At 66.0% G+C, this 16866-nt stretch carries 12 protein-coding genes and 3 pseudogenes; 1 reads left to right on the top strand and 14 read right to left on the bottom strand.

What is annotated here, in order from left to right; genetic code table 11:
* Positions 1 to 19: 19 nt before the first annotated feature.
* From T428_RS0117125 to fadD5, 9 genes are all read right to left on the bottom strand, one after another.
* A complete protein-coding gene (locus tag T428_RS0117125) occupies positions 20 to 1570 on the bottom strand; it encodes an MlaD family protein (protein ID WP_025737429.1) in 1551 nt (516 codons plus the stop codon).
* On the bottom strand, positions 1564 to 2718 hold the full coding sequence (locus tag T428_RS0117120) for a virulence factor Mce family protein (protein ID WP_025737428.1): 1155 nt from the start codon (positions 2716 to 2718) through the stop codon (positions 1564 to 1566). Before T428_RS0117120 ends, T428_RS0117125 begins: the two co-directional genes overlap by 7 nt.
* The gene (locus T428_RS0117115) at positions 2718 to 4331 is read right to left on the bottom strand and encodes a virulence factor Mce family protein (RefSeq protein ID WP_025737427.1); all 1614 of its coding nucleotides are present in this window, start codon (positions 4329 to 4331) and stop codon (positions 2718 to 2720) included. The genes T428_RS0117120 and T428_RS0117115 overlap by 1 nt, the downstream gene beginning before the upstream one ends.
* Positions 4328 to 5914 (bottom strand): virulence factor Mce family protein, encoded by a 1587-nt coding sequence (locus tag T428_RS0117110; RefSeq protein WP_025737426.1) that lies wholly within the window; start codon positions 5912 to 5914, stop codon positions 4328 to 4330. The genes T428_RS0117115 and T428_RS0117110 overlap by 4 nt, the downstream gene beginning before the upstream one ends.
* On the bottom strand, positions 5911 to 6951 hold the full coding sequence (locus tag T428_RS0117105; protein WP_025737425.1) for a virulence factor Mce family protein: 1041 nt from the start codon (positions 6949 to 6951) through the stop codon (positions 5911 to 5913). The genes T428_RS0117110 and T428_RS0117105 overlap by 4 nt, the downstream gene beginning before the upstream one ends.
* Complete coding sequence (locus T428_RS0117100; protein ID WP_025737424.1) at positions 6948 to 8249, bottom strand: MCE family protein; 1302 nt, start codon at positions 8247 to 8249, stop codon at positions 6948 to 6950. Before T428_RS0117100 ends, T428_RS0117105 begins: the two co-directional genes overlap by 4 nt.
* Before the next feature lie 6 nt (positions 8250 to 8255).
* Positions 8256 to 9125, bottom strand: a complete 870-nt coding sequence (locus T428_RS0117095) for an MlaE family ABC transporter permease (RefSeq protein WP_025737423.1) — start codon at positions 9123 to 9125, stop codon at positions 8256 to 8258.
* A 1-nt stretch (position 9126) separates the two neighbouring features.
* Positions 9127 to 9906: an MlaE family ABC transporter permease gene (locus T428_RS0117090; RefSeq protein WP_036468263.1), complete on the bottom strand. Its 780-nt coding sequence runs from the start codon at positions 9904 to 9906 to the stop codon at positions 9127 to 9129.
* A 281-nt stretch (positions 9907 to 10187) separates the two neighbouring features.
* Positions 10188 to 11846 carry a fatty-acid--CoA ligase FadD5 gene (gene fadD5, locus T428_RS0117085; RefSeq protein WP_025737421.1) on the bottom strand — a complete coding sequence of 553 codons (1659 nt, stop codon included), beginning with the start codon at positions 11844 to 11846 and terminating at the stop codon, positions 10188 to 10190.
* 283 nt (positions 11847 to 12129) lie between these two features.
* On the opposite strand from fadD5, the pseudogene T428_RS28995 reads away from it, so the two are divergent.
* Positions 12130 to 12763: pseudogene (locus T428_RS28995) on the top strand (GntR family transcriptional regulator).
* 37 nt (positions 12764 to 12800) lie between these two features.
* Here the strand turns inward: T428_RS28995 and T428_RS0117075 are convergent.
* The 5 genes and pseudogenes from T428_RS0117075 to T428_RS0117050 form a co-directional block, all read right to left on the bottom strand.
* On the bottom strand, positions 12801 to 13241 hold the full coding sequence (locus tag T428_RS0117075; protein ID WP_025737420.1) for an SRPBCC family protein: 441 nt from the start codon (positions 13239 to 13241) through the stop codon (positions 12801 to 12803).
* 43 nt (positions 13242 to 13284) lie between these two features.
* Positions 13285 to 13752, bottom strand: a complete 468-nt coding sequence (locus tag T428_RS0117070; protein WP_025737419.1) for an acyl-CoA thioesterase — start codon at positions 13750 to 13752, stop codon at positions 13285 to 13287.
* Positions 13753 to 13787: 35 nt separating this feature from the next.
* Positions 13788 to 14710: pseudogene (locus T428_RS28990) on the bottom strand (alpha/beta hydrolase).
* Between the two features lie 12 nt (positions 14711 to 14722).
* A pseudogene (locus tag T428_RS28985) lies at positions 14723 to 16000 on the bottom strand (flavin-containing monooxygenase); the annotation flags it as partial.
* Positions 16001 to 16007: 7 nt separating this feature from the next.
* Complete coding sequence (locus tag T428_RS0117050; protein WP_025737417.1) at positions 16008 to 16730, bottom strand: SDR family NAD(P)-dependent oxidoreductase; 723 nt, start codon at positions 16728 to 16730, stop codon at positions 16008 to 16010.
* Between the last annotated feature and the right edge of the window lie 136 nt (positions 16731 to 16866).

The following is a 16866-nucleotide window of genomic DNA, read 5'->3' as shown; positions in this document are numbered from 1 at the left end:
ATCGACATCGGTGGTGGGTTCAGCCGGCTGGTGCCAGCATCTCCTTCCATCCGTCGTCTCCTGTTTTGGTCGAGTTTTCGACGGAGTATTTGACGCCGTCGGGCCCTACCAGTTCACCGCTTTGGGGACTGTATACCGCCGAGGGGGGTCCCATCGGCGTGTAGACACACGGGTTGGGCTGCTGTCCGTTGCACTGCACCGTGCCGGTACCTGGTCGCTGTAGCGAGTCGCTGACCGGAGGTGGCGACTCGGCGACGCGGTCCGACGGCGCCGGGTTCATGCCGTTGTTGATAGATGGCGCGGGGATCACCATGCCGGGTTTCACGGGCTGGTCGCAGCGGGCTCCCGGCGCCGGGCAGGTCAGAATCTGGTTCGGGTCACCGAACCACGGGTTGGTCCCGGCGGGCACATACGGCCTGGGGTCGCGGCACTCGCGCGGCGTGGCCGCCCGCTTGCCGGGGACATCCACGCAGGGGATGTTGCGCGAGCCGCGCACGCTGTTGGCCGGGGTGTCCATCGGGATCTTGCAGTAGGTGCCCGACGGCAGCGGTTGCAGGCTGGTATCGGCCGGTGACCGCCACTCGGAGGCGGGAATGAAACCGGTCAGGCAGGGCGGCGGCTGGTTGATCGTCAAGCCGAGGTCCAGCGCGGCCTGGTTCGGGAACGGGGTAGATACGGTCTGGGTGATCGAGGCGGCTTGGGGCAGGAACACCAGCACCTGCTCCACGCCGGTGTGGTAGCGCTTGAGCAGGTCGAGCACGATCTCAAGGTTCGCCAACGTCTGGGGTAGAGATTGCCGAACATCACTGAACACCGCGTTCAGCTGGTCGGTAGTCGGGGCCGCTTGGGACACAACGTTTTTCACGTGCTGGTCATTTGCCGCCGCTTGAGCGGCCAGTGTGTTGAGGTTGCGCGCCCAGCGTTCGATGTTGTCATCGGATTTCACCTGGCTGTCCAGCACCGGCCCCGAGTTGGCGATGATGTCGTTGACGTTGGTGATGTTGGTCTTGAAGTCCCCGACGATGGCCTGGGTGGAATCGACCAGGCGTTGCAGCGCGGGACCCAGGCCGCCGACGGATTCCGCGGTCTCGTCGAGCAACTTGCCGATCTTGTCCTTGGGTAATGCCTCCAGGCCCCGGTTGGCGGTGTCGAGGGCCGGACCGATCTCGGCCGGCACGGTGCCCTTGGTGATGGTCTGCCCGTCGGCGAAATGCTTGCCGGGATTGCCGGTGGAGACCAGGTCCAGGTACTGCTCACCGACGGCCGACACCGAGTGCACGTTGGCGACCACGTCGATGGGGATCTGGTAGCTGCTGTCGATGCTCATGGTGGCTTCGGCGCCGTGCGCGGTCGGCTCGACGTCGGTGACCTTGCCGATCGTGATGCCCCGGTAGGTCACATTCGCCGTCGGGTACAACCCGCCCGAGGCGGGCAGCTCCGCCTTCAACGTGTACCGGCCAAGCCCCATCAGACTGGGGACCTGCAGGTAATAGACACCCAGCACCAGCAGCGAGGCAACCGTCAGGATCAGAAACGCCCAGAGCTGGCGTCGGATGAACGGGGTCAGCAATTGCGGTCCCCCCGTTCCACCAGCGGGCCGCCGGGCGCGTCATTCGGGTTCGGCGTGTAGCGCACGTCGGGGATCATCGTCTCCGGGTCGCGGCCAAACGACTGCTCGAGTGCCCGCAGCGCACCCGACAACCCGGTTCCGGTGAGGAACGCATTGTCGACCGAGCTGTACGTCACGTCCAACGTCAGCGAGATGTTGACGTAGTCACCGCGGAACATCTTCGGCACGGTGTCTATGTCGAACGGCTGGGTCAAAATCAGTTTCAGCGCGCCGATCAGGTAGGGCGAGGAGCGGCCGAGTTCCTTGAGCGGGCACTGCAGCGCCTGCAGGTCGGTATGCAGCGGCCCGCGCGCCTCGCCCAGGTACTGGTCAGCGGCCCCACTGAGCCGGCCCACCGAGTCGACGGCGTTGATCAGCAGGTTTTTGGTGTCGGCGAAATGCTTGATCAGCGGCGGGATGTCGGTCAGCACCCGTTCCAGCACATCGGAGCGCCCCCCCACATAGGTCAGCAGCCGGTTGGTGGAGTCGATCGCGCGGGTGATGTCGTCGCGCTGCGCGTTGAGCTGAGCGGTGAAGGTGTCCAGCTTGCCGATGAACGCGCGGATCTGCTCACCACGCCCGTGGAAGATGTCGTAGACCTCGTTTTGCAGCACTTCCAGATTCGGGATGCCACCACCCCGCAAGATCAGCGACAGGCTGGCCAGCGTCTGCTCGGTGGTCGGATACGACGACGAGTTCTTCAGCGGAATGGTGTCACCGTTTTTCAACAGCTCCGGCGACGGATTCGGCGGCACGGCCAGCTCCACGTGCTGCGAACCCAGCAACGACGTCTGGCCGATCCGGGCGACGGCGTTCTTGGGCAGCTTGACGCTGTTCTTGACCCCCAACGTCAAGGTGGCCACCCAGTTCTTCAGGTTGATCGCCTTGATCGACCCGACGAACACATCGGCAACCATCACCTTGCTGTTGCCGTTGATCGCCAACGTGTCGGGCACCTGCACATAAATGGTCATCGACCCCACACCGCTGCCCGGCCCACCTGGAATAGCCACATTGGAAATGCCCCGCCACCCACACGAACTCAACACCATGGCGGCCGCCAGCAACACCACAGCCTGCCAGGCCCGATGCCGGATCATCGCGCGCATTACTGGCCACCCCCGAAGTCAGCGGCGATCGGCGGACCACCGGCGTTGGGTGCCGGGGCCGCGACCGGCGCGGGCGTGGGAGCCACCGGTCCCGGGATGACGCCCGGCCCCGGCGCCGGCGGCTGGATCGGCGTCGGCGCCCGCAGCCCGATGGGCGGCAGGATCGGGTTCTCGTCGTAGGCGTTGGGCGGTCCCGGCGGGGTTTGGTACTGAGACTGGACCGGCTCGATGTTGGGCCCGCCCATCAGCTCGGCGAGCGAGTCGGGGGTCATCAGGCCCGCGGTGATCGGCCCGACCTGCTGGCCCTGCATGCCCGGCGCCACGATCCAGCCTTGCTGGGTGTTGCGGTGCGACAGCGGAGTGTCGGGCACCCAGATACCCGGGACGGTGGTGTCCTTGTAGCCGTTCGGCGGACGCAGCCGCTCCTCGGAGTAGGCCACCTGCTTGGGCAGCGTCTCGGCGGTGCTGAACAGGTTCAACCCGAATGGCAAGTAGTTGAACTTGATCGCATCCAAGATCGGCGCCAGGTACTGCGCGCACAGTTCGGCAGATTCCTGATAGCCCAGCCGGCTGCCGGCCTGAATCGAACTACAGATGAACTGCATCGGGTTTGCGAAGTTGGTGATCGCCGGAATGGCGACCACCGAACCGTGCGACGGGTGATAGATCTGGTTGATGTTGGCCGCGGCCGTCGGCAACACGTGCAGCGCGGTCTCCAACCCGTTCAGCGGATCCGGTTGCAGCAGCGTGTTTGTCGCGGTGGCCAAGATGTTGACGTCGGTCGCCAACACCTCGTGGTTTTTGTCCAGCCAGGGCCGCACGGTGCTCAGCAGGCTGTCGAACTGCTGAATGGCGTTGGACAGGTCATTGTCGGAAGAGGCCAGCCGGCCGGTGACGTCGGCCAGGTTCTGGTTGAGCGCGACGAACTGCGCGTCGTCGTGGTGCAGCGCGTTGACGAACAACGCCAGGCTGCGCACCACGGCGAAGAAGTCACCGCGGCCCTCGTTGAGCGCGTTGAGCGCCGAGGACAAGCTGTTCAGCGCGGTGTTGATCTGCTTGCTCTTGCCTTCCAGCCCGTCGGCGAACGACGAGATGACCTCCCCGAACGGACCCGTTGGCTGCTCGGTGGTCGGACCCAGCTTGGAGATGATGTTGGTGATGCTGTTGCGCAACTCGTCCCACTCCACCGGCACCTGGGTGCGCTCTTCGGGGATCACCGCGTTGTCGGCGAGCACCGGCCCGCCCTTGTAGGGCGGTTCCAGCTGGATCGCGCGCGAGGCCACCAGGGTGGGGTTGAGAATCACCGCCGAGGCGTTGGCCGGGACCTTGTACTTGTTGGCGTAGTGGAAGGTGACCTTCATCTTGTCGCCGACCGGCTCGATGCTGTCGATCGCGCCCACCCGCAGGCCCATGATCTGGACCTTGTCCCCCTTATAGAGGGCGTTGGCGGCCGGGAAGTAGGCCACGACGGTGTTGGTGGTCAGCTTCTCAAACAGCCGGTACCCGACATAGCCCACGACCAGCGCCACCACGATGACCAGCGCCCCCACGATCACCGTCGTCCGGGAAAACTTCGGCAGCCGGATGTTGCGGACGTCAAAGATGGTGCTCAATTCTGGCTACCTCCCGTGACACCACTACCGCCGGATCCGCCCGGGTTGATAAACGGCGCCGGCAACTGATTGCCCGGCCCGGGCGGGGCCGGCGGGCCCGGCGGCAAACCTGGAGCAAACGTCGACGGCGGCGGCGTCGGCCCGGCCGGTCCCAGGTTCTCGGTGCGCGCGCCCGGCGGAGCCTGCGTCGGCAGCGGCACCGGCGTGCCCGGCACGTTCGGCGGCGCATCCCCCGGCCGCCCGGCGATATTGATGCCCGGCGTGGGCGGCAACCCGTCCGGGTTCGGCGGCGAGGTCGCCACATCGACCGGCGCCGGGAAACCCGGCCCCCCGAACGGGCCCACACTGGCACCCGCACACGGCAGCGGATTCCACGGCCGCGGCAGGCCCTCGCCGACGGTGATATTGCCGCCCGGGTTGGCCGGCGTGTACGAGCACGGCGACCCGGGGGGGATGGCCGGTCCCGGGTGATCCGGGGTGCCCTCCAGCACCGGCGGTGCCGGTGGCGGCGCACCATTGGGGAACCGCGTCCCGTTCGGGTCGGGCCAGCGGTACTCCGGCAGACCCGCACTGCGCCAGAAATTCTCCGGATCGATACCGCGCTTCTTAAACGCCGCATCCACCCAGGGCTGGATGATCTGGTAGAGCGCCAGGTTGTGCAGGACGACCTTGAAGAACGGTCCCGACGCGATCGCCTCGTTCAGCGACGGCAGGAACCTGCCGACCTCGGTGAGCCCGTTGGCCACGTCGTCCTTGCGCTCGACCAGGATCTGGCTGATGGTGCGCAGCTGCTCGAGCACGTGGTTGAGGTTGGGGTTGTCGTTGATCAGGCCCTTGACCTGTTCGGAGAACGCGGCGATATTGCTCAGCAGCGCGTTGATGGCCTGGCCGCGTTCGTTGAACGCGGCCAGCAGCGTCTTGGCGTTGACCAGCAGCCGGTCCACCTGCTCGCTGCGGTCCCCGGGCACGCTGGCCACCTGGTTGGCCTGGGCCAACAGGTGCTTGACCTCGGTGTCGCGTCTGCCGACCGTGTCGGAGAACTTCGAGACCCCCTCGAGCGCGGCGCTCAAATGCGGGTAGGTCTGGTCGATGGTCTGCGACAGCACGTGCAGCGACTGCTTGACCTCGTCGATGTTCCAGCCCGTCGCGGCCTTGGTGACGTCGAAGAACGCGTCGTAAATCTGATACGGCGTGGTGCTCTGACCGATCGGCAGCGTGGCCCCGGGCCGCAGCTGCTGGCTGCCGCGCGCCTCGATCTCCATCACCTTCTTGCCCAGGATCGTGTCGGTGCGGATCGCCAGCCGGCTCTCGGTGCCGATGGTGTTGGTGCCGATCGAGAACTTCATCACGACGTGATCACCATCGATGGTGAGGGCCTCGACCTTGCCGACATCCATGCCGGCGATGCGCACCTTGTCGCCAACATTGATCCCGCCCGAATCGGTGAACTGCCCGTAATAAGCCGGCCGCGCCATCAACACCGGGACACTGGTGAAGCTTTGCCCCACGCCGATGACCAGCAGCGTGACCACGATGCCCATCAGGCCGATCCGCAGCCGGTTCGGCGGTTCCAACGTTCTCATTGCGGCGTGCACCTACCCGTCGGCTGCTGGAAAAGCCGCACCGTGCGCACCGGGCCACCAGCCTGCAAACCGTTGATCTTCAACGTGATGTCACAGGCGTAGAAGTTCACGAAGTCGCCGTAGGACCCGATCGCGCGCCCGATCATGTTCAGCGCGCCCGGCACCTTCTTCAGGTAGTCCTGCAGTTGGTCTTGCTGGTCGATCAGCGGCTGCTGGATCCCGTCGAGGTAGTTGATGGACTTGTGCAGTAGTGCGCGGTCTTCGGCCAGTAGGTCGGCCACCGTGCCGGCGGCGTTGCTGATGTGCGCGGTCCCGCCCGCCAGCTGGTCGCCGTGGTCCTTGAGCCCGCTGATCAGGATTTCGAGGTTGTTGACGGTCTGGTCGAATTGCTGGCGATGCCGCACGGTGGTGTCCAGCACGACGTTGAGGTTCTTGATCACCTCGCCGATGGCCTGGTCACGCTCGCCGATCTGGCTAGTCAGCTGCGCGGTGTTGTCCAGGATGTCGTTGATGGTGCCGCCCTGCCCCTGAAACACCGTGACCAGCGCGGTCGCGATGGTGTTAACCTTCTCCGGGTCCAGCGCCCGAAACAGCGGCTTGAAACCACCGATCAGCGCATCCAGGTCCAGCGCCGGCGCGGTGCGCGACAGCGGGATGAACCCCCCCGGCGCCAGCACCTTGTCGGCGCCTTCACCCTCGCCGCGCTTGAGCTCCAAATACCGGTTGCCGATCAGATCGAGGTAGCGGATCTGCGCGGTCGTCGACTGATACAGCGGAACCGAGCGATCCACGTTGAACTTCACCCGCACGCGCTTGCCGCCATCGACCAGCTGCACCGAGTCGACCTTGCCGATCTCCACCCCGGAGGCGCGCACGAACTGGCCGGCCCGCAGCCCGCTGATGTTGGCGAACTCCGCGGTGTAGGCGTTGGTGCGGTCGAAGCGCATCTGGCCGAACACCACGACGATCATCACGGTGAACAGCAGCAGCACCAGCGAGAAGATGCCGAGTTTGACGAGCGTACCGGTGATTTTCATGGGTTGATCGTGTTATCCCCTACCTGACGGCCCCACACATACTCGATGGCGTAGGGCGAACCGGTGTCGAGGTGGTTGTACGGCGCAATGCTGTTGCCGGAGTCCATCACCAGCTCGGGAGCGGGCCACAGGTCGTGGGTGATGTGCTGCCAGCAACCCGGCGCACCCCCCGGCCCACCACGGGCGTTCACCCGCGGCAGGTTCTCCGGATAGATGTAGGGGTTGGGCGCGCCGCCGACCACCCCGGCCAGGCCACCGACCAGGCTGGCGATCGTGGCCACCGCCGAGACGGGGTTGACGAGCAGACCGAGGCCGGACAGCGCCTCGGTGTGGGCGTTCAACGAGTAGCCGTTGCCGGCCAGGAACGAGGCGGCCTTGGGCTCGATGTCGTGGTAGTTGCGCAGGGTGCAGAAAATCGCCGGGCTGTAGGTGTCGAGCAGTTGTGCCGAGGGCACCAGGTCGGCGGCGCCGCGGGCCAGGTAGGGGCCGCCCTTCTCGAAGATCTGTGCCCCGGTGTTGCCGAACCCGGCAGCGGCCAACAACGCGGAGTCCAGATCCTTTTGCTGGGCGTTGATGGTGCGCGAGGTGACGACCGCGTGGTTGAGGAAGTCGAACAGGTCCGGCGAGGCGTTGGCGTAAGTGTCGCCGAGGCTGGCCAGCTGCTGGATGTCACGGCGGATCTGGGGCATCTGCGGGTTGACGTCATCGAGCACCGCGTTGCCGTTGACGATCGACTGCCCGAATTTGTCACCCAGGCCGGCCAGCGACTGCGCGGCCGCGCTCAGCGTCAGGTTCAGCTTGACCGGATCCACCTTCTGCGCGATCGAGGTGACGGTCTGAAACAACGTGTTGATCTCCGCGGTCACCGACCGCGCATCGATCACCGACGACGCCGACAGTCGTTGCGGCGACGGGTTTTGCGGCGTCGTCAGCGACACATACTTACCACCGAACACCGTGGTCGCCTTGATGTCGGCGTTGACATTGGCCGGAATCAGCGACAAATACCGCGGATAGACATCCAAGGTGAACTTCGCCGCCGGCTTACCATCGCGCACGATCTCCGAAATGCTGCCCACCCGGCCGATCTCCACCCCGTTATAGGTGACCTTCGAACCCGGATCCATCACCAGCCCCGCACGCGAGGCCAACATCGTCAACTTCGTCTTCGGAGTGAAATCACCGCGGAACTGCCCATAGATCAGGACCAGGGCGACGACGGCAACTATTAGCGCGGCGAATCCGGCCAATTTGTACGGCGGCGTGCGTCGCGATTTGATCTTGCCGGGTCGAGTCATGGGCGGCTACACCGTTAAGGCGAAGTTCGGGTTGACGCCGTAGAGCGCCAACGCGGCGGACAACACGACAACTTGCACCGAGACCAGCGAGAAGCGCATCGAGCGGCCCACGACCTCGCCGACACCGACGGGACCACCGCCGGCGTTGTAGCCGTAGAAGCAGTGGGTGATCATCACGACCGCGGTGATGATGATGGCCTCCAGAAACGACCAGAACACGTCATCGGGGCGCAAGAACGTGCGGAAGTAGTGGTCATAGGTTCCGTTGGACTGCCCATAGAGCACCGTCGTGGTGATCTGCGGCGACAAAAAGCACATGATCATCGCCAGCGCATAGATCGGGATGATCACCACCAGCCCGGCCATAAACCGCGTGGTCGCCAAGAACGAGATCGACTTGATGCCCATCACTTCCAAGGCGTCGATCTCCTCGCTGATGCGCATCGCGCCCAGCTCGGCGGTCGCGCCCGCACCCACGGTGGCCGCCATCGCGATCCCGGTGACCACCGGCGCGGCGATGCGCACATTGATCAGCGCGGCGAAAAACCCGGTGAACGCCTCCACCCCGATATTGCCCAGCGACGCAAACCCCTGGATGGCGACCAGCGAGCTGCCCGACAACGTGACAAAGCCGACGATGGCCACAGTCCCACCGACGACCGCCATCGCCCCGGTGCCCATCCCGATCTGGGCGATCAGCCGCAACGTCTCCTTGCGATAATTGCGCAACGCATGCGGCACCTGCCCAATGCACAACAGCCCGAACCAGGCCATCTGGCCCAGGTCATCCAGGCCCCGACCGGCCGCCCCACCGTATTTGTTCAGGTTTTCCGCCGCCCGCGGGAACCGGGCACGCAACACCGCGACGTTGGTCATCTCAGCGTCCCGTCCCAAACCGCACCCCGATCGTGGTCAACACCACGTTCACCGCGTACAACGCGACCACACACAACACCACGGTCTCGTTGACCGCCGTCCCCAACCCCTTGGAACCCCCCCGCACCGTCAGCCCGCGATAACAGCCGACCAGCCCGGCGATCAACCCGAACGTCGCGGCCTTGACCGTCGCGATCACCACCTCCGGCAGACCCGTGATTGTGGTCAACGTCGCCAGATACGCACCACCGGAAACATTCTGCAAATACACCCCGAACAAATAGCCACCCACCAGCCCGACCGTGATCACCAGGCCGTTGAGCAGCGTGGCGACCAACGTCGCCGCGATCACCCGCGGCACCACCAGCCGATGGATCGGGTCGATACCCAGCACCTCCATCGCGTCGATCTCCTCGCGAATGGTGCGCGCACCCAAATCCGCACAAATCGCCGTCGACCCCGCACCGGCGACCACCAACACCGTGGTCAACGGACCCAACTGGGTCACCGCACCGATCGCCGCACCCGCCCCGGACAAATCAGCCGCACCGAACTGGGCCAACAACACATTCAGCGTGAAGATCAACAACACCGTCAACGGAATCGAGACGAACACCGTCGGCAAAAACGCCACCCGCATGATGAACCAACACTGCAACACAAACTCACGCCACTGAAACGGCCAGCGAAACAACGCTTTTCCGGTCAGCACGCACATCCGGAAAAACCCGCCGATCAGGGTCAGCGGCGTCTCGAGCTGGTCACGTAGGTAGCCGACCATGTAGGGGCCCCGCCCGCCGGTCGACGTCGACGTCACCTCTGCCCCCTCATGCCGGCGCCGCGCGATTGACGGCGCGGCGAATCGTGTCGCACGCCCCTCCCCTTCGCCGTCGGGCGGCTGGGGGAACCCCCACCTTGCCCCGGACCCACATGTGTGATCACCGACTCCCTACTGGCAAGTAGTAACGGAGACCACAGGAATGTACCCGATGGCCAAGCAGGTGTGAACCGCATCCGCACAATTAACCCTTCGTCAACAACGGGCAAACGTTGCAGTTTCTGTCAGCCTTCCTCTCTTGGCGTGAAATCCCTTGAAGTAGCCCGCTTTTGAGCTATGTCGACCGCTCCGTAGCGAACCCGCAGCTCAGTTTTGAGAACCTTGCCGGCCGGGTTGCAGGGCAATGCGTCGACGATCTCGAGCGCCTTGGGATGCTTGTAGCGGGCCAGCCGCTCGGTCAGGAATTCGTCCAGGTCTTCCAACCCCAGGCCCTCGACGCTGACCGCCGCGACGGCGATCGGCACCTCACCCCACTTCTCGTGAGCGCGGCCGATGACCGCGACCTCCACGATGTCGGGATGGCCGGCCAGAACGTTCTCCACTTCGGCGCAGTAGATGTTCTCGCCGCCGGAGATGATCATGTCCTTCTTGCGGTCCACCACCCAGACGTAGCCCTCGTCGTCCATCCGGACGAGGTCGCCGGAATGGAACCAGCCGCCCGCGAACGCCTCCGCGGTGGCTTCCGGGTTGTTCCAGTAGCCGCTCATCAAAGTCGGTGCGCGATAGACGATTTCGCCGACCTCACCGGTCGGCACGTCGTTCATGTTTTCGTCGACGACGCGCGCCGCGACCGTCGGGATCACCTTGCCGACCGATCCGCGCTTCCGGATCGCGTCCTCGCCGAGCAGCATGCAGGTGACCGGGGACATTTCGGTCTGGCCGAACGCGGCCAGGATTTGGGTGCCGGGGAACGTCACCGACATCTCCCGCAGCAGCGCGTCCGGCGCCGGCGCGGCGCCCCACGACATGATCCGCAGCTTCAGATCGCGAGGGCGGGCGTGCTGCTCGGCGCAGACGGCCTGCCATTGGGCGGGGACCAGGAAGATGCCCGTGACCTTTTCGGCGGCCAGCACGTCGAGCAGCTGGCCCGGGTCGAACGCCCCCAGGGGATAGATGACCGTGGGCAGGCCCAGCAGCAGCCCGCCCAGCAGGTTGCCGACACCGGCGATGTGGAATAGCGGGACACCGACGAAACCGACGTCGTTGTTGATGTCGGCGCCGTTGGTGTAAAGCCCGGTCATCGTCTGCCCGGTCAAGTTGGTGTGGGTGAGCACCGCGACCTTGGGACGCCCGGTGGTGCCCGAGGTGTACATGATCAGCGCCGGCGAGTCGTTCGGGACGTCCACCGGCTCGACCGCATCGCCCGGCTCGTCGATCAGGTCTTCGTAGCCGAGCACATGGTCGTCGCCGGCGCCGCCGGCCACGACTACCGTTCCGAGCAGCGGCTGGGTGTCGCGGACCCCGGTGGCGACCGCGGCCAGCACCGCCTCGGTGACCATCACCCGCGCCTCGCAGTCCTCGACCAGAAAGGCGATCTCCGACGGGGTCAGCCGGAAGTTCAGCGGCACCGCGATGGCGCCGAGCATGTTGATGGCCAGCATCGCCTCGACGAACTCGGGGCGGTTGAGCATCAGGATCATCACCCGGTCGCCAAAGCCAACGCCTCGACGATGCAGCGCAGCGGCCAGCGCGCTCACGCGTCGCTGCAGGTCAGCCCAGGTCAGCGTGCGGCCGGTGAACCGCAGCGCGGCGCCCTGCGGCTGCATCAACGCGTGCCGCTCGAGCTGGTTGACCCAGTTCTGGCGGCGGGCCAGGTACGGCTGCTCGTTCGGGTGTGACGGCTGCGACGCTCGTGCCTCGTGGCTGGCAAGTTGCGCGATCAACTATGCCTTCCCTTCACTCGCGCACCGCTTGCGACAGGTTGATATTTGATAAAACATAGTGTTGTGTGGGTCACACTATGGCCTCCCCGCCATGATGACAAGACCCGATACGCCCTGAAAAACGCCACCGAAAGCCCCGGCCACCGACGTGAACGTACCCCTATCAACGCGACCCCACGGCAGGCGGCGACAGCTGCGCCGGGCGCAGCTGTCGGACATGATCGCCGCCCGCAGATGGCCCGCGACCTCGTCCGACAGCTGCGCCCGGCGCAGCTGTCGCCGCCTGCCGTGGGGTCGCGGGCCATCTGCGGGCGGCGATCATGTCCGGGGCACTGCGCCCGGGGACCTTCATACGCCTCGACGAGACCGCGGCCGAACTCGGGGTCAGCGTCACGCCGGTGCGCGAGGCACTGTTGAAGCTGCGCGGTGAGGGCATGGTGCAGCTGGAGCCGCACCGCGGCCACGTCGTGCTGCCGTTGACCCGGCAGGACATCGACGACATTTTCTGGCTGCAGGCCACCATCGCCAAGGAGCTGGCCGGGGCGGCCACCTCGCACATCACCGACGCCGAGATCGACGAGCTGGAGCGGATCAACAATTCGCTCGCGGCGGCCGTCGGTTCCAGCGACCCGGAGACCATCGCGGGCATCGAGTTCTCGTTCCACCGCGTGTTCAACCAGGCCAGCGGACGGATCAAACTGGCCTGGTTCCTGCTCAACGCCGCCCGGTATATGCCGGTGCTGGTGTACGCCGGCGATCCGCACTGGGGTGTCGCCGCGGTGGAGAATCACCGGCAGCTGATCGCCGCGCTGCGCCGCCGCGATACGCCCGCGGTGATCGAGCACACGGTGTGGCAGTTCACCGACGCGGCGCAGCGGCTGACCGAAATGCTAAACGACGCCGGCGTTTTCGGTTAGCCTCGACCTTTCCGTCGAGATCGGCGTCGGCTGGTCGCTAACTGGCGGCCAGCTGTTCGGCGCGCTTCTTGAGGTTCTCCGCGAGATGATCGAGCACGTTGTTCAGCATCATCTTGACCATCGGCGCGGGCACCGGCATCGACGGTTCGACGTCGATGTCGACCGTCAGCAGGCTCGAGGCGCCCAGTTCCACCACGCTGAACAGCTGCTCCTGTTTCTTGAACAGCTCGCCCTGCTGCAGCACGGTCTGAATCTGATTCGGGGCCGGGTAGTAGATGGCCTGAATGAAGACACCCTCGAACCCCTGGTAGGCGGCGTCCAGGCGAATCTGGCTGGGCCGGCCGTCGTCGTAGCGCGCCAGCACCAAGCAGCCCTTTGCCCCGTCGCTCCACTCCGGGTACCGCTCGAAATCGGCGACGATGGCCATGATCGCGGCGGCGTCGGCGTCGACCTCGACGGTCTTGCTCAAAACGGGCATGGGCGAAGCATAGCGGGGTGTGCGAAAGCCCCAGCGCGGGGCGCTATCTCGGCTCAACCGTCGCCGTCGACAGCAGGGCTCGGATCGGGTCGGGAATTTCGACGGGTTTGCGACTGGTGCGGTCGACGTAGACATGCACCCAATGGCCGAGCGCGGTGACCGGTCGCGGCTCGTGGCCGTCTGTGGACTCGAACACGCCGAGCCGGTAGGTGACGCTGCTGCGACCCAGCCGGGTCACCGCCAGGCCGACTTCGAGGCTTTGCGGGAATTGCAGTTCGGAGAAGTAGCGATAGCCCGACTCGGCGACGACGTTCAGCGCCGGCATCGTGGTCGGGTCAACCCCGGTGCCGATCGTGATCCAGGCATTGATGGCGGTGTCGAACAACTGGTAGTAGACCGCGTTGTTGAGGTGGCCGAACATGTCGTTGTCGGCCCACCGGGTGCCCACCGGCCACCGCACCGGGAAGTCGCTGCTGGTGAGCCGCTCGGGCGCCGGCGGAATCGTAGCCATGGTGGTATTCCAACACGTTTGGGCAAGGCGTCCGGCTAGGTGCCGGAGAAGGCGTTGGTCAGCGCGGCGCCTTGCAGGGTGAACAGCCGCTGGGACTCCGACCAGTCGGGCAGCAGCGAATCGAAGCCGTGGCAGGTCCGCTCGAACACGTGCAGTTCGGTGGACACGCCGGCGTGCAGCAGCCGTTGCGCGTAGGCGATCGCCTCGTCGCGGAACGGGTCGATCTCCGCGCAGGTGATCAAGTCGGTGGTAGGCAGCGCAATTCGGCGCGGCGCGCCGGCACGGTATCCGGCGAGGCCGGCCGCCGGCCCAGGTAGTAGCGCCACATCCGTTCGGCCGCCTCGAAGTCGAAGGCCGGGCTGGTGCGAAACTCGGCTTTCGACGCGGTAGGGCGGTCGTCGAGCACCGGCTGGTGCAGCAGTTGGAACGTGACGGGCGGCAGCGAGCCGTCAGCGCAACGCTGCGCGATGGATGCGGCCAGGGCGGCCCCGGCGCTGCTGCCCCCGACGGCCAGCCAAGTGGCGTCGACGTCCAGTTCCGCGGCGTTGCCGGCCACCCACCGCAGCACCGCGATCGCGTCGTTGAGCGCGGCCGGATACGGGTGTTCGGGAGCCAGCCGATAGTCGACCGACACCACCGTGCAGCGGCCGCGGCAGGCAAGTTCGGCGCATTGTCGGTGATCGGTGTCCAGGTTGCCCAGCGCGAATCCGCCTGCGTGGCAATAGACGACGGCCGGTGACGGTGACGGGCCGTCGCGATAGATGCGGACGGGCACGACGCCGACGGTGTCGCTGGTGATCTGCACGCCCGGCAGCTCGGTGAGTGCGGCGGCGTCGCGGCGACGCAGGTCGAACGGCTTGCGCATCTGCTGGATCGCCGCCGGGGAGAAGGCCGTTCGGGTGGTCGCGACCGCGCGCAGCGCCGGGTGCAGCCGCCCGGCCCCGTCCAACTCGGTCATCGTTCTCCCGCCGCGCCGACGGCCGCACCGCCACATACGTCTTGCCCCGGCGCCGCATGTAGTTCAACGCCCGCACGATGTAGCGCGCCTGCGCTTCCAGCATGAAGATCACGCTGTTGGAGCCGGCATTGGTGTTCGGCCCGTAGAGCATGAAGAAGTTCGGAAATCCGGGAACGGCCATGCCCAGATAGGCATGCGCCCCGTCCCTCCAGACCTCGCGCAGCGTGATGCCGTCTTCGCCGGTCACGTCCAGCTGCCCGAGATAGTCGGCGGCGGCGTAGCCGGTGGCGCAGACCACGACGTCGACGTCGCGTTCAGTGCCGTCCTCGGTCACGAAGGATCGGGCCTTGAGATAGCGGGCCGGACTGGACACCACCTCGACATTGGGCCGGGTCAGCGCGGGCAGGTAGTCCGAGGAGAACACCAGCCGCTTGCAGCCCATCGGGTGATCGGGAGTCAGCCGCCGCCGCAAATCCTCGTCGGCGATCGTCTTTTCCAGCAGGCCAAGCGCGATCGCGGTGAAGTCCCACGTCTTCTCGCTACCGTGCTCGATCACCGAGATGTTCGATTCGCTGCGCAGCCACAGCCGGGTTCGGTACAGCCTTTTGGCGACCGGCAGGTGGACGAAGGCCCAGCGCTCCCGTGGCGTGTAGCGCCGATCGGGCTTGGGCAGGATCCACGTCGGCGAGCGCTGCACCGACTAGACCTGGCCGGCCACCTTCGCGAGCTCGGGCAGTAATTGCGACGCGGTCGAGCCGGTGCCCAACACCGCTACCCGGGCGCCCGGCAGGTCGAGCGAGTGGTCCCATTGCGACGAGTGCATCACGGTTCCGGTGAACGGTTCCTGCTCGACGAGCTCGGGGAACTGCGGCCGGGTGAACAACCCGACGGCCGACACCACGACGTCGAAGCGGTGCTGTCGGCCCGCACTGGTCGTCAGGCACCACTGTTGGGCGTCTTCGTCCCAACGCGCCGATTGTATTTCGGTGCGCAACCTCAGGTGTGGGCGCAGCCCGTATTTGTCGGCGCAGCGCTCGAAGTAGGCGAGGATCTCGGGCTGGGCCGACCACAGCCATGACCAATGCGGATTCAAGTCGAAGGAGAACGAATACAGATGCGACTTGACGTCGCAGGCCAGGCCGGGATAGGTGTTGATCCGCCAGGTGCCGCCGACGTCGTCCTCGCGGTCGAAGATGGTGAAGTCTTCAACCCGGAGCGGCCCAATAGGATTCCCAGTGCCAGCCCGCCCGGGCCGGCACCGATGATGCCGACCGACAAGTTCGTCTTCATATCGCCCTCATCGAATTTGTAGGCATTGTCCGCCATCGACGACCAGTTCCGCGCCGGTGATGAACGACACCTGCTCCGACACCAAGAACGCGACCGCGTCGGCGATTTCGGTGGGCTGTCCCAGCCGCCCGAATGTCGCCGTCGCCGTCAGCCGGGCCTGCGTGGCGTCGTCGAGCATCGAGGTCGCGATCGGTCCCGGGAACACCGCGTTGACCCGGATCCCGGACGGGGCGAGCTCGGCCGCCGCGGTTTGGATCATCCCCCGCAGCGCCCACTTCGACGATCCGTAGGCGGTATGCGCAGGGAAGGGGCGGATCGCTCCGGTGCTGCAAATGTTGACAATCGCCCCGTGTTCGGCCTGCCGCAGCTGTTTGAGCGTGGCACGCATCCCCAGGAAGGCGCCCAGACAATTGACCCGCCAAGCATTTTCGAAATCCTCGACGGACTCCTCGCTCAGCGTGGCGCGATGCAGCACGCCGGCGTTGTTGACCAGTACGGTCAACGGCCCGAGTCGCGCGGCCGTCGTCTCGACGGCCGCCCGCCACTGCTGTTCGCTGGTCACATCGAGGTCGATCGCGATCACCTGGCCGTCGCCCAATTCGGCGACCATTTCGGCGATAGCATCGGCCCGGCGGTCGCAGGCCGCTACCGAATAGCCCGCTGCGCGAAGTTTTTTCGCGATGGCCCAGCCCTGGCCGCCCGCGGCGCCGGTGACGAGTGCGACGCTCATGATGACGGCACCTCTGGGCTGTCGGACAGGCCGTGGCTGGTGACGAATTGGCATCTGCGTTGCCGGAAACGCCACCGGCCGTCCCGGCGGACGAGTTGGTCGTACAGCGCCGGCCGCAGGTGCGGGTCGCCGGCCC

The sequence above is a fragment of the Mycobacterium genavense ATCC 51234 genome (assembly GCF_000526915.1).
GTDB lineage: Bacteria > Actinomycetota > Actinomycetes > Mycobacteriales > Mycobacteriaceae > Mycobacterium > Mycobacterium genavense.
Note: the sequence above shows the minus strand (reverse complement) of the source record. Positions and strands in the feature narration are given on the sequence as shown.

Bases quoted from the DNA above. Each gene is read 5' to 3' on its own strand.
- T428_RS0117120 (WP_025737428.1), bottom strand. From the start codon at position 2,718: ATGCGCGCGATGATCCGGCATCGGGCCTGGCAGGCTGTGGTGTTGCTG.
- T428_RS0117110 (WP_025737426.1), bottom strand. From the start codon at position 5,914: ATGAGAACGTTGGAACCGCCGAACCGGCTGCGGATCGGCCTGATGGGC.
- T428_RS0117105 (WP_025737425.1), bottom strand. From the start codon at position 6,951: ATGAAAATCACCGGTACGCTCGTCAAACTCGGCATCTTCTCGCTGGTG.
- T428_RS0117100 (WP_025737424.1), bottom strand. From the start codon at position 8,249: ATGACTCGACCCGGCAAGATCAAATCGCGACGCACGCCGCCGTACAAA.
- T428_RS0117095 (WP_025737423.1), bottom strand. From the start codon at position 9,125: ATGACCAACGTCGCGGTGTTGCGTGCCCGGTTCCCGCGGGCGGCGGAA.
- T428_RS0117090 (WP_036468263.1), bottom strand. From the start codon at position 9,906: ATGGTCGGCTACCTACGTGACCAGCTCGAGACGCCGCTGACCCTGATC.
- T428_RS0117075 (WP_025737420.1), bottom strand. From the start codon at position 13,241: ATGCCCGTTTTGAGCAAGACCGTCGAGGTCGACGCCGACGCCGCCGCG.
- T428_RS0117070 (WP_025737419.1), bottom strand. From the start codon at position 13,752: ATGGCTACGATTCCGCCGGCGCCCGAGCGGCTCACCAGCAGCGACTTC.
- T428_RS0117050 (WP_025737417.1), bottom strand. From the start codon at position 16,730: ATGAGCGTCGCACTCGTCACCGGCGCCGCGGGCGGCCAGGGCTGGGCC.